The 20,092-nt window shown below is 47.7% G+C and carries 20 protein-coding genes; 17 read left to right on the plus strand and 3 right to left on the minus strand.

Features of this window, described 5'->3' with window-relative positions; genetic code table 11:
- Positions 1-77 precede the first annotated feature (77 nt).
- Together Q384_RS11580 and Q384_RS11585 are read left to right on the plus strand one after the other, a co-directional pair.
- Positions 78-1,304 (plus strand): MFS transporter, encoded by a 1,227-nt coding sequence (locus tag Q384_RS11580; protein WP_037588403.1) that lies wholly within the window; start codon positions 78-80, stop codon positions 1,302-1,304.
- Positions 1,305-1,516: 212 nt separating this feature from the next.
- Positions 1,517-1,708 carry an IS630 transposase-related protein gene (locus tag Q384_RS11585; protein WP_037588404.1) on the plus strand — a complete coding sequence of 64 codons (192 nt, stop codon included), beginning with the start codon at positions 1,517-1,519 and terminating at the stop codon, positions 1,706-1,708.
- 76 nt (positions 1,709-1,784) lie between these two features.
- Here the strand turns inward: Q384_RS11585 and Q384_RS11590 are convergent, their stop codons facing one another.
- Positions 1,785-2,696 (minus strand): LysR family transcriptional regulator, encoded by a 912-nt coding sequence (locus Q384_RS11590; RefSeq protein ID WP_245608558.1) that lies wholly within the window; start codon positions 2,694-2,696, stop codon positions 1,785-1,787.
- A gap of 67 nt (positions 2,697-2,763) precedes the next feature.
- Here Q384_RS11590 and Q384_RS13855 point away from each other — a divergent pair, with 67 nt between their 5' ends.
- From Q384_RS13855 to Q384_RS11600, 3 genes are all read left to right on the plus strand, one after another.
- Positions 2,764-2,928: a hypothetical protein gene (locus Q384_RS13855; RefSeq protein WP_211251115.1), complete on the plus strand. Its 165-nt coding sequence runs from the start codon at positions 2,764-2,766 to the stop codon at positions 2,926-2,928.
- A gap of 74 nt (positions 2,929-3,002) precedes the next feature.
- Entirely contained in the window at positions 3,003-4,076 is a 1,074-nt protein-coding gene (locus Q384_RS11595; protein WP_037588408.1) for an alkene reductase, read from the plus strand.
- Positions 4,077-4,120: 44 nt separating this feature from the next.
- Positions 4,121-4,342 carry a hypothetical protein gene (locus Q384_RS11600; protein ID WP_037588410.1) on the plus strand — a complete coding sequence of 74 codons (222 nt, stop codon included), beginning with the start codon at positions 4,121-4,123 and terminating at the stop codon, positions 4,340-4,342.
- Between the two features lie 149 nt (positions 4,343-4,491).
- On the opposite strand, the gene thrB is transcribed toward Q384_RS11600, so the two are convergent.
- Entirely contained in the window at positions 4,492-5,424 is a 933-nt protein-coding gene (thrB, locus tag Q384_RS11605) for a homoserine kinase (RefSeq protein WP_037588527.1), read from the minus strand.
- Between the two features lie 434 nt (positions 5,425-5,858).
- Between thrB and Q384_RS11610 the strand changes: the two genes are divergently transcribed.
- Together Q384_RS11610 and Q384_RS11615 are read left to right on the plus strand one after the other, a co-directional pair.
- Positions 5,859-6,764, plus strand: coding sequence for an ABC transporter permease (locus Q384_RS11610; RefSeq protein ID WP_037588413.1), 906 nt, complete (start codon positions 5,859-5,861; stop codon positions 6,762-6,764).
- Positions 6,761-7,555 carry an ABC transporter ATP-binding protein gene (locus Q384_RS11615; RefSeq protein WP_037588415.1) on the plus strand — a complete coding sequence of 265 codons (795 nt, stop codon included), beginning with the start codon at positions 6,761-6,763 and terminating at the stop codon, positions 7,553-7,555. The genes Q384_RS11610 and Q384_RS11615 overlap by 4 nt, the downstream gene beginning before the upstream one ends.
- A gap of 85 nt (positions 7,556-7,640) precedes the next feature.
- On the opposite strand, the gene Q384_RS13535 is transcribed toward Q384_RS11615, so the two are convergent.
- Entirely contained in the window at positions 7,641-7,814 is a 174-nt protein-coding gene (locus Q384_RS13535; protein ID WP_156956569.1) for a hypothetical protein, read from the minus strand.
- A gap of 149 nt (positions 7,815-7,963) precedes the next feature.
- Between Q384_RS13535 and argF the strand changes: the two genes are divergently transcribed.
- The 10 genes from argF (at position 7,964) to cas2 (ending at position 19,993) form a co-directional block, all read left to right on the plus strand.
- Positions 7,964-8,962 carry an ornithine carbamoyltransferase gene (gene argF, locus Q384_RS11620; RefSeq protein WP_037588418.1) on the plus strand — a complete coding sequence of 333 codons (999 nt, stop codon included), beginning with the start codon at positions 7,964-7,966 and terminating at the stop codon, positions 8,960-8,962.
- A 32-nt stretch (positions 8,963-8,994) separates the two neighbouring features.
- On the plus strand, positions 8,995-9,243 hold the full coding sequence (locus tag Q384_RS11625; RefSeq protein WP_037588422.1) for a MoaD/ThiS family protein: 249 nt from the start codon (positions 8,995-8,997) through the stop codon (positions 9,241-9,243).
- 1 nt (position 9,244) lies between these two features.
- Entirely contained in the window at positions 9,245-9,730 is a 486-nt protein-coding gene (locus Q384_RS11630; RefSeq protein WP_245608559.1) for a molybdenum cofactor biosynthesis protein MoaE, read from the plus strand.
- A complete protein-coding gene (locus tag Q384_RS11635; protein ID WP_051940976.1) occupies positions 9,717-10,298 on the plus strand; it encodes an NTP transferase domain-containing protein in 582 nt (193 codons plus the stop codon). The genes Q384_RS11630 and Q384_RS11635 overlap by 14 nt, the downstream gene beginning before the upstream one ends.
- Positions 10,299-10,483: 185 nt before the next feature.
- Positions 10,484-11,665: a molybdopterin molybdotransferase MoeA gene (locus Q384_RS11640; RefSeq protein ID WP_037588423.1), complete on the plus strand. Its 1,182-nt coding sequence runs from the start codon at positions 10,484-10,486 to the stop codon at positions 11,663-11,665.
- A 60-nt stretch (positions 11,666-11,725) separates the two neighbouring features.
- A complete protein-coding gene (locus tag Q384_RS11645; protein ID WP_037588425.1) occupies positions 11,726-13,621 on the plus strand; it encodes a lytic transglycosylase domain-containing protein in 1,896 nt (631 codons plus the stop codon).
- A 162-nt stretch (positions 13,622-13,783) separates the two neighbouring features.
- Entirely contained in the window at positions 13,784-14,404 is a 621-nt protein-coding gene (gene trhA / locus Q384_RS11650) for a PAQR family membrane homeostasis protein TrhA (RefSeq protein ID WP_037588427.1), read from the plus strand.
- A gap of 867 nt (positions 14,405-15,271) precedes the next feature.
- Positions 15,272-18,628, plus strand: a complete 3,357-nt coding sequence (gene cas9 / locus Q384_RS11655) for a type II CRISPR RNA-guided endonuclease Cas9 (protein WP_051940979.1) — start codon at positions 15,272-15,274, stop codon at positions 18,626-18,628.
- Between the two features lie 131 nt (positions 18,629-18,759).
- Positions 18,760-19,674 (plus strand): type II CRISPR-associated endonuclease Cas1, encoded by a 915-nt coding sequence (gene cas1 / locus Q384_RS11660; protein WP_037588429.1) that lies wholly within the window; start codon positions 18,760-18,762, stop codon positions 19,672-19,674.
- Positions 19,667-19,993: a CRISPR-associated endonuclease Cas2 gene (gene cas2, locus Q384_RS11665; RefSeq protein ID WP_037588431.1), complete on the plus strand. Its 327-nt coding sequence runs from the start codon at positions 19,667-19,669 to the stop codon at positions 19,991-19,993. The genes cas1 and cas2 overlap by 8 nt, the downstream gene beginning before the upstream one ends.
- Positions 19,994-20,092: the final 99 nt, after the last annotated feature.

A 20,092-nucleotide genomic window follows, 5' to 3' on the forward strand; every position in this document is an offset into this window, starting at 1 on the left:
TTCTTTCTGATGAGAATAATTTATGGAAAATAATACACTATGGCTTAATTGATTAAAATGGTGAGAGAAAATTTTTCATGCGATTGCCCTGGGGCGCTTTGGCGATCGGGTTTAATGTGATGTTTTTAAGCTCGTCTTTAAAAGGTATTTATCAAATTTATTTTAAGGATTTGGCAGCAGGATTTTCACTGGGAACGGGGCATTTTGCATTAAGCGGAGCGGTTTTTGGCTTGCTATTGGGTATTTTATCGCCTGTTGTTGGTATGATTTGCGATAAAAAAGGTGCGAATTATGTATTGATTACAGGCGCAATAGCAGCAATGGTCGCTTTTTTTCTTATGTCATATACAGAGAATTACGGCTTATTTTTTATTGGATACGCCGTTGTGGGTGCGTATGCGGCAGCAGCATTGACTTTTGTACCCGTTGGTATGTTGATTGATTGTTTTTTTCAACAAAAAAAAGGATTGGCTTTTGCTGTTGTATCAAATGGTACGGCATTGGGTTTTATTGTTTTATCTCCTTTATGGGTTTGGTTACATAATTGGCTGCAATTTAAGATATTAGCCATAGGTATGGTAATCGTATTTTTGGTATTGGTTTTACTTCCATTATTATTTTGGAAAAAAATATCCGATACAAATACAAACAGAAAAAATGTTTCCGATACTGAATTATTTAATTTGAATGGTGCAAGTATTGCACGAATTATTAAAACACCGGCATTTTTCTGGCTGGCTGTTGGTTTTTCAGGCTGTGGCGCATCAATGTTATTTATTGATATGTACTTCGTGCCTTTAATGCAAGATATATTCTATCAATTGCCTGCAAATATTATTCAAAGGAATATTTCATTTTCTTTAAGTTTGCTGGGTATAATGGAGTTGATTGGTGCAATATGGATTGGCTGGATAATTCAAATAAGATCAGCGGGTTGGCTGCTGTGTTTGCTGTATGGAATTCGCTCAGCTGCAATGCTTAGTTTGTTGTTTATCAATCAAGGATGGGGGTTTATTTTATTTTCTTGTGTATTCGGGCTAAGTTATATGGGAACGGTAATCGTTACTTCTTTAATCTGTTTAGAATATTATGGGATACACGAAAAAGGCAAAGCATTTGGTTTATTGTTTTTGATTCACCAAATCTCCGTATTTGCAGTGGCTTGGGCAGGCGGTATTCTTTATGATTTTTTTCAGAATTATAATTATATAATTATCATGGTAATGGTTATGACAATTATTTCAAGTTTATCAGGATTAAAGTTACAACAAGTGATACGCCAATCTTTAATTATAGAAAAATAGGAGGGGGATATATGCCAAACAAATCTTTGCAAACAAAAATGTTGCATTACCCGCATCAGTATGGAGGTGATGCACATATTGCTCCCATTTGTAGCTATACTATTATTTTTCAGAGGGAAAAACCATAACTTACTCTACAGATTTCAAAAAATCAGCTTTAGATAAATCAGCAGCGGGCATGAAAATCAAACAAGCAGCCGTTGAAATGAATATTGATTGCTTCCACCATTTACAAATGGCAAAATCATCAGCCTGTCAGCAAAGACAAACGCAAGTCGTTCTTTCACAAAATTGATCCTGAACTGCTAAAACAAGACATTGAGCAATATCCTGACGATTACCAATCTGAACGTGCCGCTCGTTATTACCCGCTATCGCGCATCAATGACCGCGGTACACAATAGCGGCGAAGGTCGTGTTATCAAACCCATTCTGCTGATGACCGAAGACGCCGAATAACACTATAGCGTGGGAGGCAACCTACCGACCAAGGCGCTCCCGCAGAAATTCGATGAAGCGTTGTGTCTTCGCAGGCAGCAGACGGGTTTCCGTTATCGCATAGACCGGCAGCGGCGTACCGTGCCATTGCGGCATGATGCGCTGCAGCTTTCCGCTCGCCAGCTCATCGGCAACGATTTCTTCCGGCAGCAGGACGATGCCCATGTCAAGCGATGCCAGACGGCGAATCATTCCGACGCTGTTGAGGGTGAAGCGCCCATTGACCGGCACCGTTGCGGTTTTCTTGCCATCGTGCAGCGTCCATGTGCCCGACCACAGAATATTGAAACACTCATGCTGTTCCAGTTCGGCGGGCTTGCTCGGCTCGCCCGACCGTTCAAGGTAGCTGGGCGAGGCGTACAGGTACGGCGTGAGCATCGCCAGCGTGCGGACGATTAGCTGCGAATTCTCTGATTCGCCCATGCGGATTGCCACGTCGAAAGGTTCACTGACCAGATCGACCCTGCGCGGTGTCAGATCGAAGTCGAAGGTGATGTCGGGATAGAGGCCGGCGAACTCGGCGATCAGCGGCGTCAGATAGGTCACGGCGAAATCCACCGGCAGCGAAGCGCGCAGCACGCCGCTGGGCTGTGCCAGCATCTCGCCCAACTGTTCGTGTGCCAGCCGCGCCTCATCGACGATGCGCTTGCATCGCTCAAAGTAAATCTGCCCGGCCTCGGTCAGCTCAATCTTGCGCGTTGTCCGATGCAGCAGGCGCAGCCCAATTGACTTCTCCAGTTCGCTGATCCGCCGCGACAGCGTTGAGTTTGGTATGCCCAACACATTGGCTGCGCTGCGAAAGCCCTTGGCTTTGACCACTTCAACGAATAGCGCCATGTCTTTCAGGTAATCATCCACAATTGATTGCTCCAATATTGGATCAATGTTCTCCAAAATACCATCTTTATCCAGATTGGGAAGCGGACGATAATACCCTTAATCGAGAACCAAGGAAATCATCATGAAACGGAATAAGCGCGTGGAATGGCATCGACCGGACACGTTCGCACCAGACGTCCAAGACAAGCAAATCGCCATCGTCGGCGGTACCGACAACCTTAACACCGAAAAATCCTACAAGGCAATGCCGCCAAGCGGTATCCGTACGCCACGTTCTTCGGTCTGAATCCCTGCCTCATCAAGACCAACATCCGCGACAACTTCTTTTTTCTCCTAACCACACCATTTGAGGATTCCAAAATGACCACCGTATTCGATTCCGTCCGCCTTGGACGCTGCACCCTGACAAACCGTCTGGTGATGGCCCCCATGACCCGCAGCCGTGCGCAGTTCAACGGCACGCCGGGCGAGTCGGCTGCCACCTACTACACGCAGCGCGCCGGCATCGGACTGATCATATCCGAAGGCACTCAGCCGTCTGATGACGGACAGGGTTACTTGACCACGCCGGGCATCTACACCGATGCCCACGTCGCCGGTTGGAAGAAAATCACTGACGCCGTGCATGCCAAGGGCGGCCACATCTTCATCCAGCTCATGCACGCCGGGCGTATGTCGCACCCGGACAATACCCCGCACCACCGCCAGGGCGTAGCGCCGTCGGCGATCGCCCCGGGTACCGGCATGTTCACCGCCATCGGCATGCAGGACATTCCGACGCCGCGTGCACTGAGTACCGAGGAAGTGCGCCAGACCGTCGCCGACTTCGCGTTCGCCGCTCGCCGCGCGGTTGAGTCCGGCGCAGATGGCGTGGAGATTCACGGTGCTAATGCCTACCTCGTTCAGCAATTCTTCGCACCCAGCGCCAACACCCGCACTGACGAATACGGCGGCTCCATCGAGAACCGCGCCCGCTTCGCCATCGAAGTGGTTCAGTCCATCGCCAAGGAAATCGGCGCGGATCGCACCGCCATCCGCCTGTCGCCCGGCACGACGATTTGGGGCATCAACGAAGGCGAGGAAGGTTCGGATTTGTACCGCTATCTGGTCGCCGAACTCAACAAGCTGGGGCTGGCTTACTTGCACGTCATGCATCAGGGCAACGATTCGCTGCTGGCCGATATGCGTAAGCTCTGGAAGGGCACGCTGATTCTGAACCGTCCGGGTCGTCCGCGCGAACAGGTCGGAAGTGACGTGGTATCGGGCTTGGCTGACCTAGAAGCATACGGTGCAATGACGCTGGCAAACCCAGACTTCGTTGAGCGCCTGAAGAAAAATGCGCCGATGAACGAACCGCACCGCGAAGGTTTCTTCGGCGGCACCGACAAGTTCTACATTGACTATCCGACCCTAGAAGACGCTAAGAACGTTTGAGGCTGCCACCATGTTCGTTATTGTTCCGCTACAACGTGCCAATCATGGAAGCCACTTTTGGGCTGTGTGGCGTGGTTGCGCTGATCAACCCCTTCCTGGGCGTTAATCACGCATGGATGAGCGCACCGGCATTTCCGCTGTACTCGCATGTGGGCTTTCCGGCGGTGTCTTACCTGTTCCTTGATTCGGAAACGGGCATCCACAACCGCGACAACATGGTGGTTTGTTTGATTTTCATACCCGCCGCTGATTTACAGCTAAACTAATAAATTTTTCAAAACGACTAGCCAGAAAAATTACGGCTAATTATCTGAAATCTGCTGAATAGGCTATGTCTTCTTTTTTGAAAAAATAATAGTACAGCTATATCTAAGGCTGATAAATGAAAAAGGACACGTTCGGCGTGTCCTTTTTTTCAGGCAGCCTGTTGTTCACGCAAAACCAGCAATAAATCGCGGAACACATTCGGGTCTTTGATAAAAGTCATCTCGCCCGCTTGCGGAAAATGATAATCCAGCAGCCGCGACACCCAAAAGCGAATACAGCCTGCGCGCTGTGCAATCGGCAAATATGCGGCTTCTGCCGCACTTAACGGACGAACGCTTTGATAACCGTTTAGAAAGGCTGCCTGAAAATCACCGCGCAGATGATGATCGGCAGTGTGCGCCCAATCATTGACGGCAATGGCAAGGTCATACATAAAAATACCGCGGCAGGCGTAGTAAAAATCAATAAACCCCGCCACTTCATCGCCGTTGAGCAGAACATTGTCTTTAAATAAATCGGCGTGAATAATGCCGGCGGGTAAATGGCTGCCTGAATGACGGTCAAGAAACACGATTTCGTCTTGCAGTAATTGTGCATCGTCTTGACTTAAATGCGGCAATAGTTTTTGAGCGGATTCATGCCACCACACGTCGTAGCGCGGGTTGGGCATGGATAAGGGAAAGTCGGCAACGGCTAAGTGCATTTTTGCCAGCATTGCGCCGGTGTGGAAACACTGTTTTTCGGTGGGTACGCTCACGTCATGACCATTTAAACAGCGCACGACACAAGCGGGTTTGTTTGCCAAAACGCTGTCGAAACGGCCGTCTTTGCGGGCAATCGGCGCGGGGCAGGCAACGCCGCGTTCGCTTAAATATTGTTTCAGCAACAGAAAAAAGGGTAATTCGGCTTGCTGGAGCACTTCAAAAACAGTTAAAACATAAGTGCCGGCGGTGGTGTCAAGAAAATAATTGCTGTTGGTTACGCCTTGGGCGATGCCGCGCAGAGCGATGAATTCGCCCAGCGTGTAATCTGCCAAGAAAAGACGCATTTCGTCGTCGCTGACGCTGGTGTAAACAGACATGAGTTCAACCGAAAAATCGGCATCATAGCAAACAAAACGGGCGGCGTGATGCTGCTTGTGCGGATTGTGCTGTTTTTTGTGCGGCGTACTGTCAAAATCGGGCTGGAACAGCGCGGCAATTCGTTTATCCATCATATAAACAGTGGTTTGCCGTATTTGGTCAAAGCCTTTTCACCGTGTGCTTGGTTTGGATTGCTCGAAATGGGTTCGACGTTTGATAGAAAATTGCCGGATTTTTAAGATATTCCCCTTGCTTATTCTTGTTTTTAACAGCCGTGAAAATAAATTAAAACTTAACAAATATTTAAATTTCCAATAGAATTGACCGCTTAAGTTGAAAATCAAACAGGCTTTCTTGACAGGCTGCCTGAAAATTTCAGCGGCATGTTTGTGCCGATACAATTAACGTAACACGCTAACTTTACTCTCTTTATATGTCTTCAATTGCTTTATTTGGTGCTTTGGAAAGCGGGCTGATTTACGCCCTTGTGGCTTTGGGTGTGCTGATTTCTTTCCGTATTTTGGATTTCCCCGACTTAACCGCTGACGGCAGTTTTCCTTTGGGCGGTGCGGTGTTTGCCGTGTGTGTGCTCCACGGCATGAATCCTTGGCTGGCTTGCTTCGCGGGTGCTACCGCCGGCGCATTGGCAGGTATGCTAACGGCTTGGTTGTATATTTCTTTGAAAATTATGCAGTTACTGGCCAGTATTTTGGTTATGGTTGCCTTGTATTCCGTTAATTTGCGCATCATGGGCGCACCCAATGTGCCGCTGCTCGGAGAAGCCAATGTATTCAGCGCGTTTATGGCGGCGGATTACAGCAATCAATATTGGTTGCAGCCTTTGGTCTTTTTCGGCTTTGTACTGGCGGCGAAAGTGCTGCTGGATTGGTTTTTCTCCACTGAAGCCGGTTTATCAATGCGCGCCACCGGTGCCAATGCCCGCATGGCTCGGGCGCAAGGGGTACATACTTCACGCATGATTTTAATTGGCATGGCGATTTCCAATGCACTGATTGCGCTGGGCGGTGCTTTATTTGTACAAACCCAAGGCGGTGCGGACGTGGCTGTTGGTATTGGCACCATCGTTATTGGCTTGGCGGCGGTGATTATCGGCGAAACCCTGATTCCCGCTAAACGCATTGTTTGGATTACTTTATCGGTGATTGTCGGCGCGATTTTGTATCGGCTGTTTATTGCGCTGGCTTTGGGCAGTGAAACCTTGCGCAGTATTGGTTTCGGTCCGCAGGACTTAAATTTGGTTACCGCCGTTTTGGTGGTTCTGGCATTGCGTTTACCGGTGATTAAAGCGTATTTCAGTAAAAGGAAACAAGCATCATGATGCGCGCCGAAAATTTAAAACTCACGTTTAACCCCGGCACACCCATTGAAAACCCTGCCTTGCGCGGTTTGAGTTTGGCAATTAAAGACGGTGAATTTGTTACCGTTATCGGCAGCAATGGTGCGGGTAAATCCACTTTTCTGAACGCCATCAGCGGCGACACGCTGGTGGACAGCGGACGCATCGTTATCAACGGTAAAGACCTCACCCGAAACCCTGCTTATAAACGCGCCCATTGGGTGGCTCGGGTATTTCAAGACCCGATGGCAGGTTCTTGCGAAGCCTTGAGTATTGAAGAAAACATGGCTTTGGCGTTTAACCGAGGAAGAAAACGCGGCTTGCGTTTGGCATTAAATAAAGAAAACCGCGAATTGTTCCGTGAAAGACTGGCGATTTTAAAACTCGGCTTGGAAAACCGTCTGACTGACCGCATGGGCTTGCTTTCGGGTGGACAACGCCAAGCCGTCAGCTTGCTGATGGCATCTTTGCAGCCATCTAAAATCTTGTTACTTGACGAACACACCGCTGCGCTTGACCCAAAAACCGCCGCTTTTGTGCTGGAACTGACCGACCGCATTATCAAAGAAAACAAACTCACGGCGATGATGGTTACCCATTCCATGCAGCAAGCCTTAGACCACGGCGAGCGCACCGTGATGCTGCATCAAGGTCAAGTGGTTTTAGATGTGTCGGGTGAACAGCGCGCCGGCATGACCGTAGCGGATTTATTGCGCTTGTTTGAGGAAACACGCGGTGAAAAAGTCAGCGATGATTCTTTGCTGCTGGATTGAGATTAAACAGAAAATGCTGAAGTTGGATTTTGGTAGATATAGAGTTAGTTTTATTTTGCGTCATTCAATATTCAGAATTCAGCATTTAAAAACACCAAAGTGATTGTGGTGGGCGATCACGCACCGCCGCTGATGCCGGACGAACCGCTTGTCTTTTATGATAACCAAGTCCCTGTGTTGGCATTTGATGTTCGGTAATATCCAATTTTTCAGGAACGAACATCAGGCTGCCTGAAAAGCAGCGGTACGGTATCAACATCAAAAAGCAACAAGCCAAACAAAGCGGTAAAGGTGAGTCAGCCTAAAGAAATATTTCGCACAAGGTGATTTTGTTGTACGCTTAACCAAATAAAGTGTTGTTTTTGAGGTCGCCCGCGCACCCAATTTTGATAAAGGAACACCATAACCATGCCCATTCAGCAAACGCATTTACTCAAATTGTTGGACTACGCACCCGCTGAAATCGTTGCGCTTTTGGATTTGGCGGCCGAACTCAAAGCCGCAAAAAAAAACGGAACAGAGCAGCAACGTCTGATCGGTAAAAATATTGCCCTGATTTTTGAAAAAACGTCCACCCGCACCCGTTGTGCGTTTGAAGTGGCGGCATATGATCAAGGTGCGCGGGTTACTTATTTAGAACCTTCAGGCAGCCAAATCGGACACAAAGAAAGCATTAAAGACACTGCCCGTGTGCTGGGGCGTTTGTATGACGGTATTGAATACCGCGGCTTCGGGCAAGCCATTGCCGAAGACTTGGCGCGCTATGCCGGTGTACCGGTATTTAACGGTTTAACCGATGAATTTCACCCTACTCAAATGCTTGCTGATGCACTCACCATGCGTGAACACAGCAGCAAGCCCTTGAATGAAATTGCATTTGCTTACGTGGGTGATGCGCGGTGCAATATGGGTAATTCTTTATTGGTTTTGGGTGCAAAATTGGGCATGGACGTGCGCATCGGTGCACCAAAACAACTGTTTCCGAATGCGGCTTTGGTGGCGCAATGCCGTGACATTGCCGCGCAAACTGGTGCAAAAATAACACTCACGGAAAACGCGCAAGAAGCCGTTTTCGGCGTGGATTTTGTGCATACCGATGTGTGGGTGTCAATGGGTGAGCCCAAAGAAGTGTGGCACGAGCGCATCGCACTCTTAAAGCCTTACCGCGTGGACAGCGGATTGATGAACGCTGCTGAAAACCCGAATATCCGTTTTATGCATTGTCTGCCCGCCATTCACAACCGTGAAACCCAAGTGGGGCAATGGTTGTTTGAACACTTTGGTTTAAACGGTGCGGAAGTGAGCGAAGACGTGTTTGAAAGTGCCGCTTCCATTGTGTTTGATCAAGCTGAAAATCGCATGCACACCATTAAAGCGGTGTTGGTGGCGTTGCTGGATAAACGCTGAATCGGTTTCAGGCTGCCTGAAAGTTTAAAATCATGATTACCATTCACTACTTAGCCAAACTCGCCGATTTGGTGGGCATTGCCGAAGAACAAATCGACTGGGCGGGCGGCAGCAGCGATGATTTGGTTGCCTATTTACGCGCCCGTGATGAAACGTGGAATACGGCATTGTCTCCCGCCAATCTGTATAAAATCGCGCTGAATAATACCATTATTTATGCCGCTAAACCGATTGCCGACGGTGATGTGGTGGCATTGCTGCCTCCGGTAACGGGAGGCTGATGTGTCTGTGCTGCCTGAAATCCATGTGTGCGTGCAAACCGAAGACTTCGATGTGTCGCACGAACTGAAGGCAATTGATGCCGCACAGCCACACAACTGCGGCGCGGCAGTGAGTTTTGTCGGGCGCGTGCGCGGCAAAGACACGGATACGCCGCTGTCGCATTTGTGGCTGACGCATTTGCCGTTGGTTACCGAAACCGAAATTCGGCGCATTGTTCAGGCAGCCTGTAAACGCTGGGCAATCTCTTATGCTAAAGTCATTCACCGCATCGGTAAAATTGATGCGGGTGAGCAAATTGTGCTGGTATTAACCGCATCACCGCATCGCGATGCCGCTTACCAAGCCAATCGCTGCATCATGGACTACCTCAAAACCGAAGCGCCGTTTTGGAAAAAAGAATGTTTTGTGAATGGTGAAGCGCATTGGGCGGAGATGAAAGCGAGTGATGCCGCCCGCACACAGGCATGGCAAGATGCCGCTGAATAATGTGGGTGTGATTGTGCTGGCAGGTGGTGCCGCCAGCCGCTTGGGCGGTGTAAACAAAGCCTTGTGTTTGTTAAACGGCAAACCTTTAATCGAATATGTGCTGGAAACTTTCGGCAAAGCGGCAAGTCTGGTCATCAGTGCCAACCGCGACAGCGCGCGTTTGCGCCAATACGGTTTCGCCGTGGCGGCAGACGAAACGCCGTATCAACACCGAGGTCCCTTGGCGGGCATTGTCAGCGCAGCGCGTTTGTTGCCGCCAAAAATCGAATACATTCAGGTTTTGCCGTGCGATGCGCCTTACTTGCCTGAATGTGTGCTGATCGGCTTACACGAAAGGCTGGCTGAAAGCAGCGCAGAGATTGTGTGTGCCGCCACGCCGATGCGCATGCACCCGATTGTGTGCCAATTTCGCCGCCGACATTTGGTTGTGATTGAACAGCAATTGGCAGACGGCGGCAAAGGCAGTGTACGCAGTATTATTGAACCTTATGCGCACAGTACAGTCTATTTTGCAGATGAAAAGTGGTTTCACAATTTTAACCGCACGGAAGACTGGATAAACGGCTGAGAATTTGTCTAATGGCTTTTGGAATGGTTTATTTGTGCAAATTTCGAGGGATTTTTTTGTTGAGCGGACGCGTTTTAGTGGTTCTCAAGCAAGGACGAACAGCAAAAAAAGCATCAAAATATACACTCAAGGAAGTTATTTCAAAAGCCATTAAACAGCTTTTAATTAAGGACTAAACACCCGCTATGATGGATTTTTACGACGGCTTAAACGCTTTATTAAACCATACCGCCCAAGCCGATACACAAACAATACCGTTGGCTCAGGCGCACGGTTTGATATTGGCAGAAGATTTAATGGTGCGCCAAGACGAACCGCGGTTTGACAACAGCGCGATGGACGGCTATGCCGTGTGCGGTTTGAACAATGAACAATGGCAAATTATCGGCACACAAGCGGCGGGCGAACATCACGGTTTGTCTTTGCAGCGCGGACAGGCAGTGCGTATTTTTACGGGCGCGGGGCTGCCTGAAAATACCGATGCCGTTGTGATGCAGGAAAACACCGAAGCACATGCGCAAACGCTGACCATAACCACCCAATTAAAAGCGGGGCAAAACATTCGCCGTCGAGGTGAATCGCTGCAAAGCGGCCATACCCTTATCAAAAAAAATACCTTATTGAATGCCCAAGCCATCGGCTTAATCGCTTCGCAAGGCTATGCTGAAATTCATTGTTATTGTTCGCTGCGCGTCAGCGTATTTACCACCGGCGACGAATTGGCAGCGGCAGGCGAAGCGCTTGCCTGCAATCAAATTTTTGACAGTAATCGCCCGATGCTCACTGCCCAGCTGTTGCCGCATCGGTTTATTGATATTGCCGACAGCGGTGTTTTGCCCGACGATTTGAACGCCACAACAAGTTGCCTGAAACAAGCGGCAAAAAACAGCGATGTGATTGTGATTGCCGGCGGCGCATCGGTGGGCGATAAAGACTTTGTGAAGCCTGCACTAGCGCAATTGGGTGAAATTGAACATTGGAAATTATCGATTAAGCCCGGTAAACCGTTTGGCTGGGGGCACATTGGCAATTGTAAAATTTTACTGCTGCCCGGCAATCCGGTGGCGGCTTTTGTTACCATGCAATTATTGGGTTTACCATTGCTGCGTCGTTTAGCGGGTTTGTCTGCCGATAAAGCCGCCGCTGTTGCGTATTGTGTTGCCGCTGCTGTTGATTTTCATGGCAGTGCGCGCCGCGAATTTTTACGCGGTACGGTGAAATGGCAGGAAAATAAACTGGCCGTATCGCCGCTGATGCAGCAAGGTTCACACATGTTAAGCGGCTGTGTTGATGCCGATGTGTTGATTGAAATACCGCCTCATGCCGACATCAAAACAGGCGATGTCGTAAAAGTTTATCCTGTTTAATACAAAGTATTGTTCTAATTAAATAAAGCTCAATAAAGCACGAAAATAAGGATAACGCAGATGACCCATATTCCCCGCTTTTTTACGTCCTCAGGGTTTGCTGTTATCGGTGCAATGCTCTTGGTAGCTTGCAGCAGTCAGCCGGAAGTACCGTTCAAACCCGTTGTCAGCACCACCCCCGCTGTGGATATTATGCCTGGATCGCAAGTACCGGAAGCGGCGGAAAAAGTGTTGTCTGATTACCAATGGTATCGCGCCGCCATGGACGCGGTTCGCTCGGAAGATGATTTGCTGCCCGCTGATTTTTTAAGCAGACAGCAGCCCAGCGCCATGGCAAACAGTGTGCGCAATCAGTGGCTTAAAAGTTTGGGCAAACGCAATCAATGGGATTTATTCAGGCAGCAATACGCACAGCTACCTGCCGATGTGCGTGATAAAGAAACGCGTTGTTATGCTCTTTTAACGGGAATTGAGCTTGATTCAAAGCAAAGTTTGCGCAATGAGTTGGTTTGGGAATTGGATAAGCTGCCTGAAGGCTGCAATCGATTGCTTAATCGGGAGACGGCCGGCGGTGCACTTGATCGGTCAAAGGCTTGGCGGCGTGTACGCGGTTTGTTGGCTGCCAACCAAATTACCCATGCCCGTAATTTGGCACAAGCACTTGGCAGCCCGCTGCCCAATCCTTTGAGTAACATTAATGTAACTGCCGCCGCCGATTTAACACAGGGCGAGCAAGAAGCCTTGCTGTATCGGGTAACCGCCAAAAACAACCGCATCAAAAACGATGCGCCGGAGCTGTTGCAGCAAATGTCAGGCGTGCTTACTGCCGAGCAAATCGGTTTCGGCTGGGCGCAATTGGGTTTAGCCCAAGCATATAACCAAAACGCCGTGAACGCTTTGGTGTATTTCAACCAAGCCGACCACAGCCAATTGAGCGATGAAATGTGGGAATGGTATGCCCGCTCGGCATTGCGGGTGCAAAACTGGCATCAGTTATCGGAAATCATCCGTGCCATGCCGCCTGAATTGCAAAAAACACCCGTTTGGCAATATTGGCTGGGGCGTGCGCATGGTGTGGCAGGCAACCAAGCGGCGGCACAAATCTTATACCGCCAAGCCGCCGCATCGGGACGCAATTTTTACGCATTGCTGGCAGCTGAAGCCTTAGGCGGCAGCGTTAATACCCGCAATAATGTTGCCGTCAGCACCAAATCACAAATCAACAAAGTTGCTCAAGACGGCAATATTGCCCGTGCGCTTGCCTTGTTTCACGGCGCACAAGAAACCAATGATTGGGATATGCGCCGCCAAGCCCAGCAAGAATGGCGGTATGCCATTCGCCACTACAATGAAGACACCTTGCTGGCTGCTTCGGCTTTGGCATACCAGCAAGGCTTCTACGAAATGGGTATTTTGAGTGCCGATAAAACCAATGACAAACTTAATTTTGAACTGCGCTACATCGCACCGTTTAAAGACATTACCCTGCCGTATGCGCAGCAAGCAGGAATAGACCCTGCTTGGGTTTATGGGTTGATTCGGCAGGAAAGCCGTTTCATGATTGGGGCTACTTCACATGTCGGCGCAAAAGGGCTGATGCAAGTCATGCCCGCAACCGCCCGTGAAATTGCCAATAAAATCAATATCAGTGCAGACGAATTGCACAGCATGGACGGCAATATCCGCATGGGTACATGGTATCTGGGTGATATTCGCAACCGCTTCGGTGATGAAGTCATGGCGACAGCTGCTTATAATGCAGGTCCCGCTCGTGCGCGCCGCTGGCAAGCTGAAGTACCGTTGGAAGGTGCAATTTATGCCGAAACCATTCCGTTTGACGAAACCCGTACTTATGTGAAAAATGTTATGGCAAATGCCACCTATTACGCCAGCCTGTTTAAAGAGCCACAAACATCATTAACCCGCCGCATGGGAACGATTCCGGCGCGGTATTGATTTGCACAATTTAATTGATTTGTACAGTTTAAAAGACACGGCATCAAAACCGTGTCTTTTTTGCTGCCGAAAGTCCGTGTTAAATCCGATTAAATTGCTTGCTTCGATAATCGCTTTGTGAAACGATAAAACCCTTGCTTCACAAATTTTTCAGGTATTTTTATGTATTACAGTGAACGTTTCAATGCCTATTCACACCTCATCGGCGTGTGCTTGGCGGTGTTGGGAACGGTATTGTTGGTGGTGAAATCGGTGTCAATCGGCAGTGCTTCCTTGATTGTCAGCTTTGCGGTTTACGGCGCGAGCTTGATTGTTTTATATGGTATTTCAACGGCATATCACTGTGTTCGGCGGGAACACGCCAAAGCCGTTTTGCAAAAATTTGACCATTGTGCCATTTATGTATTGATTGCCGGCAGCTATACCCCGTTTACACTCAACACGCTGCCGGGTGCATGGGGTTGGTCTTTGTTCGGTGCATCTTGGGGTTTGGCGTTATTCGGCATTGTGCAGGAAATCACATTGGGTAAAAAAACCCGATTGCTGTCGATGATTTTGTATGTGGTGATGGGCTGGCTGATCGTGGCGGCAATTTCTCCGTTGGTACAACACCTGCCCGCCGGCGGTCTGTTTTGGCTGGTATTCGGCGGGCTGGCATACAGCATTGGCATCTATTGGTTTCTCAACGATGAAAAAATTCGGCACGGACACGGCATTTGGCATTTATTTGTGCTGGCAGGCAGTGCGGCACAATTTATGAGTGTGTATTTTTATGTGCGCTGATGCGGTCAATATGTGCGGTGAACCGCCGTTAGTTAGAACCCATGTTCAAAAAAATTCTTAATAAAATCATATGATGTCAAAAAACGACTCAATCATCGCCCATTGGCTATCTGTCAAATCACTCGGGTACATAAAGGATTACCTACTGTCTTAATTTATCTGCCAATTATACACCATTTGATTCTATTAAGAATTTTTTTGAACATGGGTTCTTAAACATTATTGAACATAGGTTCTTAATGGTTGGTCAATCAGCCAATGCCGCTCAACTTCGTTTTTTATTGACGAAATGTAACGATATTTGGAGTGTATCAATAAAATATTTTAGGCTGCCTGGAGGTTTTCAGGCAGCCTGTTTTTTAATCAGAAAAATGAATTGATTAAACAAAATCAGCGATATTGATACTGAATAAAAAACATGCAAGCGATTTCAAAAAATCCAATTTGCCAAACAGATGAAAATACGCCTTTTCGGTTTTGTTTGTGTGCGGTGGTGATGAACAGAAAACGCAGACAGAGCGGGAAACGGCTGCCTGAAAGCAGCAAGCGCAGAAAACCAACAGCAAAACACCCTGACTCTGCGGGAGGTCAGGGTGTTTAACAATGCACCAGGGGGAGGTGCAGAGTGTTTCAGTATAAAACCTTACGGTTAAAACTTTATTATAGCAACGGCTCTCATTCGGTAATGCTATGTTGCCCATATTACATAGCTGTTGCTGGTGCTGTCAAATATTATTTATATGATTGGCAAGAATTGTTGTTTTAACAAAAAAATATTTTATTTTCAATGGATAAATAATTATTTTTGTATTATATATAACTACAACGTTATTATTTCATAAGATTATTAAAAAGGAGATAGAGATTATGAGAGCGCCTTATATTTTGGGGCTGGATTTAGGCATTGCTTCAGTGGGTTGGGCGGTGGTGGGAATAGATGATGATGAATACCCGAAAGCCCTTATTGATGTCGGTGTGCGCTGTTTTGAAACCGCGGAAGTACCAAAAACAGGAGAATCGCTGGCAGCCGCCAGACGCTTGGCTCGTGCGCAGCGGCGATTGACTCGCCGCCGTGCGCATCGTGTGCTGCGTTTAAAGCGGCTGCTTATCAAAGAAGGTATTTTGTCTGCAAATGATTTTACGGAAGACGGCAATGGCAGCCGTGTGTTAAAAAACATTCAAGCCAAGCGCGATAAAGCGATGAACCCAAATGAAATACAAATGCAGGCGCGCTTAAAACAGCCGTGGCAATTGCGGGTGGAAGGCTTAGATCGCTGCTTGAATCCGCAGGAATGGGCGGTGGTCTTGCTGCACATGGTGAAGCACCGCGGGTATTTATCGCAGCGGGCGAAAGAGGCAGAACAAGACAAAGAACAAGGCAAGCTGTTGTCGGCAATCAAAGAAAACAGCGGTAAATTGTGGGCAGAAGAAACCGCAACGCCGGCACATTTGGCAGTGGAATATTTTGCCAAAGAAGAAGGGCATATCCGCAATCAGCGCGGTGCATACACCCACAGTTTCAACCGCAAGGATTTGGAAAAAGAGCTGACGTTGTTGTTTGATCGGCAGCGTATTCAGGGCAATCCGCATACATCACCTGAATTTTTTGAAAAGGTTCGTGGTTTGTTGATGGATCAGCGGGCTGCTTTATCGGGTGAAGCGATTCAAAAAATGCTGGGTAAATGTACGTTTGAGCCGAAAGAATACCGCGCCGCCAAACACAGCTACACCGCCGAGCGTTTTGTGTGGCTTACCCGCCTGAATAATATTCGTCTATACGGCAATGGCAGTGAACGGGCGTTGTCTGATGAAGAGCGTAGCGAGCTGTTAAATAAGCCGTATCAAAATGCCAAATTCACCTACGCCCAAGCCCGCAAGATATTGGGTTTGGACGAGAGTGTGCTTTTTAAAGGCATTGATTCCAAAGACGAAAGCAAGAAGACGCTGGCTGAATTAAAAGGATTTCATGCCATACGCAAGGCATTGGAATCACAAGGTTTGAAAAATGAATGGCAAGCCATGTCAGGCAAAGCCTTAAATGGAGATGCCAATGTTTTAGATGCCATTGGCACGGGCTTTTCCTTATATAAAACCGATGAAGACATTACTCAGTATCTCAATGAAAAGCTGCCTGAATCCGACAGGCTGCCTGAAAATGTATTGATTGCCTTGCTGAATGGGGTGAATTTTGACCAATTCATCTCATTATCTCTGAAAGCGTTGCATAAGATTATCCCATTGATGGAACAAGGCAAACGTTATGATGAAGCCTGTGCCGAGTGCTATGGCAGCCATTATGGCAGTGGGGTGAACAATGCCAATAAAAAAGCACTATTACCGCCGATTTCTGATGATGATATTCGCAATCCGGTGGTACGGCGTACCCTTGCCCAAGCCAGAAAAGTGGTTAATGCCGTGATTCGGCGTTATGGACAGCCGGCACGGGTGCATATTGAAACAGGGCGAGAAGTCGGCAAATCAATTGAAGACAGAAAAGCCATTGAGAAACAGCAAGCTGAGAATCAGAAAGATCGTGAAAGAAGTAAGGAATACTTCAAAAAACAATTTCCTGATGCAGGCGAACCCAAAGCAAAAGACATTTTGAAATTGCGTTTGTATGAACAGCAGCACGGGAAGTGTTTATATTCAGGCAAACCTTTGGATATTAATCGGTTGTTGGAGGCGGGTTATGCGGAAATCGACCATGCTTTGCCGTTCAGCCGCACGTGGGACGACAGCTTCAACAACAAAATCTTGGTATTAAAAGCAGAAAATCAAAACAAAGGCAATAAAACGCCTTATGAGTGGTTCGACGGCAAAAACAACAGTGAACGTTGGCGGACGTTTGTTGCTTTGGTAGATGGCAGCCATTTTAGCCCCACCAAAAAAGCGAGGGTGAAAACGCAGGAATTGGACGAAGATTTTATTGCGCGTAATCTCAACGATACCCGCTACATTGCCCGATTTTTGTTGAATTTTATCGAAGCGAATTTGGCATTAACCGGCAAAGGTGAAAAACGGGTGTTTGCGTCAAACGGGCAGATTACTGCTTTTTTACGCGGACGCTGGGGCTTGCGGAAATCCCGTGAGGAAAATGATCGGCATCACGCCTTAGATGCGGTTGTCGTGGCGTGTTCTTCGGTATCCATGCAGCAGAAAATTACCAAGTATTCTCGAAAACGGGAATTGGGTAAAGCCAAAATCGAACAAATAGATTATGAAACAGGTGAAATCATTTCTACCCATTTCCCTAAACCGTGGAAGTTTTTCCGCGAAGAAGTGATGATTCGGATATTTAACCGAGTACTTGATAATAGGGATCAAAGTGCAGAGGCATTGGAAGATGCAGAAGCATTGAAAGATTATTTGGTGAAAAAATTGCCCGACAGACCGCAAGCGGTGCATAAATACGTAACGCCTTTAATCGTATCCCGCGCAACCGGGCGAAAATTATCGGGGCAATTGCATCAAGATACCATACGTTCCGCCAAGCGGCTGGCTGAATCAGAAAGTACCGTGCGGGTGGCATTAACGGCATTAAAACTCGCACAACTGGAAAACATAGCCAATAAAGAAAGAGAAAGCGCGCTATATCAAAAATTGAAAACGCGGTTAGAAGAATACGGCGATGACCCGAAAAAAGCTTTTGCTGAACCGTTTTATAAATCGGAGAAAGACAGAGAAGCGGGCAGAGCGATGAAAGCAATCAGGGTGAGTACCACTCAAAAATCCGGTATTAAAATCCGTAGCGGCATTGCCGACAATGGCGAAATGGCGCGGATAGATGTGTTTACCAAAAACGGTAAGTATTTTTTAGTGCCGATATACCGCCATCAGGCAGCCAAAGGAGAGTTGCCGAATCGGGCGGTGATTCAAGGCAAAGATGAAGATGAGTGGCAGGAAATGGATGAAACCTATTCATTTCATTGTGTGTTGTTTAAAGGCGATTGGATTGAGGTGCAGACCAAAAAAGAAACCCATCGCGGTTATTTTGATGGTTTACATAGAGCAACGGGCGGCATCAGTATCAAAGTACATGATAGAGATAGCCGTATTGGTAAGAAAGGTATTTTGGAAGGCATTGGTGTAAAAACCGCTGTTTCTTTACAAAAATACCAAATCGATCCTTTGGGGAAATTTATTAGACCATGCCGAATGGGCGGTATCAGACCCGGGATAAAAGGAGATAACAATAAAGGAAACAATACAGAGAAAGAGGAATAAATGCAGGATTGATATTGTTCAATGTGTTAAAGAATACAGCACAGGCTGCCTGAAAACAGTGGTGTTTTCAGGTAGCCAAGGTTTCATGCAGCGATGAAGCCCACAAAAGATAATCTTAAAGGAGATGTTCCGTGACTTGGCGCAGCATCATCATCAGCAAGGGTGGTAAATTGTCGCTGCGGCACAATCAATTGCTGATTCAGCAAGATGAGGCAGAATACACCGTGCCGTTGGAAGACATTGCCGTGATGGTGGTTGAAAGCCGTGAAGTGGTGATTACCCTGCCTTTATTGTCTGCAATGGCGGCACACGGCGTTTCATTATTGGCTTGTGATGAATACCATTTACCGTGCGGACAATGGCTGCAGTTTGGTCAATATCACCGCCAGCTGAAAATTTTGAAATTGCAAATCAACAGCAGCGAACCTTTGAAAAAGCAATTGTGGCAAGCCATTGTTTGCCAAAAAATCCGCAACCAAGCATTTGTTGCCGAAGCCATTGGTGAAAGCCAAGCGGCAGGGCGTTTGCGGGTGATGGCAAGCAGTGTTCGCTCCGGTGATAAAGACAATCAAGAGGCACAAGCGGCAGCCGTGTATTTCAGGGCAATTTTCGGCAAAGGTTTTGTGCGGCAAGCGGAAAATGGCATCAACGCGCGGCTGAATTACGGCTACAGCATTGTGCGTTCGGCAGTGGCGCGTGCTTTGGCTGCGCACGGCTGGCAGCCGGCGTTGGGGCTGTTTCACCGCAATGAATTAAACCCTTTTAATTTGGCAGACGATTTTATCGAACCGCTGCGCCCTTTGGTGGATTGGCTGGTGTGGCAATTATTCACCGAAGCGGCAATAACACCCGAGTTAACGCCACTGGCAAAGCAGCAATTAACCCGGCTGCTGCATTATCAAATCACGGTATCCGAACAAAAATACACAGTGTTGGCAGGGATTGATCGCATGGCGGCATCATTGCAGCCGGCGTTGGCATCAAAGAACAATAAACTGTTAAATCTCCCCCAACTGTCGGCTTTAAAGGAGCAATCCTATGAGTGAGGCGATATTTATGCGTTTAATTGTTTTTTTTGATTTGCCGGTAACCACTGTTGAGAAGAGAAAAGCTGCCAATCAATTTCGCCAATTTTTGCTGAAAGACGGTTATCAGATGTTGCAATTATCGGTATATGCCCGCCTGGTGCGCGGAAGAGACGCGTTGCAAAAGCACAACAAACGCCTGTCTGCCAACCTGCCGGAAGAGGGTTCGGTGCGCTGTTTGGAGGTAACCGAAAAGCAATTTGCCGCCATGCAGCTGCTGTTGGGTGAGCTGAAAGTCGTCGAAAAAAAGGTGAATGCCGATCAATTATTGCTGTTTTAGCAGCATTTTTTAGAGATAAAAAAAGCGACAAATCCTGATAAATACAGGGTTTGCCGCCTGAATATTATAGCATTGCCGAATGAGAGAGGGAGCTATAAC

The sequence above is a fragment of the Stenoxybacter acetivorans DSM 19021 genome (assembly GCF_000745895.1).
Taxonomy (GTDB): Bacteria; Pseudomonadota; Gammaproteobacteria; order Burkholderiales; family Neisseriaceae; genus Stenoxybacter; species Stenoxybacter acetivorans.

What these genes read in the sequence shown, in the direction of transcription:
- cas2 (WP_037588431.1), top strand. Translation starts at nt 19,667, where the DNA reads ATGAGTGAGGCGATATTTATGCGTTTAATTGTTTTTTTTGATTTGCCG.
- Q384_RS11580 (WP_037588403.1), top strand. Translation starts at nt 78, where the DNA reads ATGCGATTGCCCTGGGGCGCTTTGGCGATCGGGTTTAATGTGATGTTT.
- Q384_RS13855 (WP_211251115.1), top strand. Translation starts at nt 2,764, where the DNA reads ATGAAACGGAATAAGCGCGTGGAATGGCATCGACCGGACACGTTCGCA.
- cas9 (WP_051940979.1), top strand. Translation starts at nt 15,272, where the DNA reads ATGAGAGCGCCTTATATTTTGGGGCTGGATTTAGGCATTGCTTCAGTG.
- Q384_RS13535 (WP_156956569.1), bottom strand. Translation starts at nt 7,814, where the DNA reads ATGTTGATACCGTACCGCTGCTTTTCAGGCAGCCTGATGTTCGTTCCT.
- Q384_RS11600 (WP_037588410.1), top strand. Translation starts at nt 4,121, where the DNA reads ATGGAAGCCACTTTTGGGCTGTGTGGCGTGGTTGCGCTGATCAACCCC.
- argF (WP_037588418.1), top strand. Translation starts at nt 7,964, where the DNA reads ATGCCCATTCAGCAAACGCATTTACTCAAATTGTTGGACTACGCACCC.
- Q384_RS11640 (WP_037588423.1), top strand. Translation starts at nt 10,484, where the DNA reads ATGATGGATTTTTACGACGGCTTAAACGCTTTATTAAACCATACCGCC.
- Q384_RS11625 (WP_037588422.1), top strand. Translation starts at nt 8,995, where the DNA reads ATGATTACCATTCACTACTTAGCCAAACTCGCCGATTTGGTGGGCATT.
- Q384_RS11610 (WP_037588413.1), top strand. Translation starts at nt 5,859, where the DNA reads ATGTCTTCAATTGCTTTATTTGGTGCTTTGGAAAGCGGGCTGATTTAC.
- Q384_RS11635 (WP_051940976.1), top strand. Translation starts at nt 9,717, where the DNA reads ATGCCGCTGAATAATGTGGGTGTGATTGTGCTGGCAGGTGGTGCCGCC.
- Q384_RS11645 (WP_037588425.1), top strand. Translation starts at nt 11,726, where the DNA reads ATGACCCATATTCCCCGCTTTTTTACGTCCTCAGGGTTTGCTGTTATC.
- trhA (WP_037588427.1), top strand. Translation starts at nt 13,784, where the DNA reads ATGTATTACAGTGAACGTTTCAATGCCTATTCACACCTCATCGGCGTG.
- thrB (WP_037588527.1), bottom strand. Translation starts at nt 5,424, where the DNA reads ATGTCTGTTTACACCAGCGTCAGCGACGACGAAATGCGTCTTTTCTTG.
- Q384_RS11615 (WP_037588415.1), top strand. Translation starts at nt 6,761, where the DNA reads ATGATGCGCGCCGAAAATTTAAAACTCACGTTTAACCCCGGCACACCC.
- Q384_RS11595 (WP_037588408.1), top strand. Translation starts at nt 3,003, where the DNA reads ATGACCACCGTATTCGATTCCGTCCGCCTTGGACGCTGCACCCTGACA.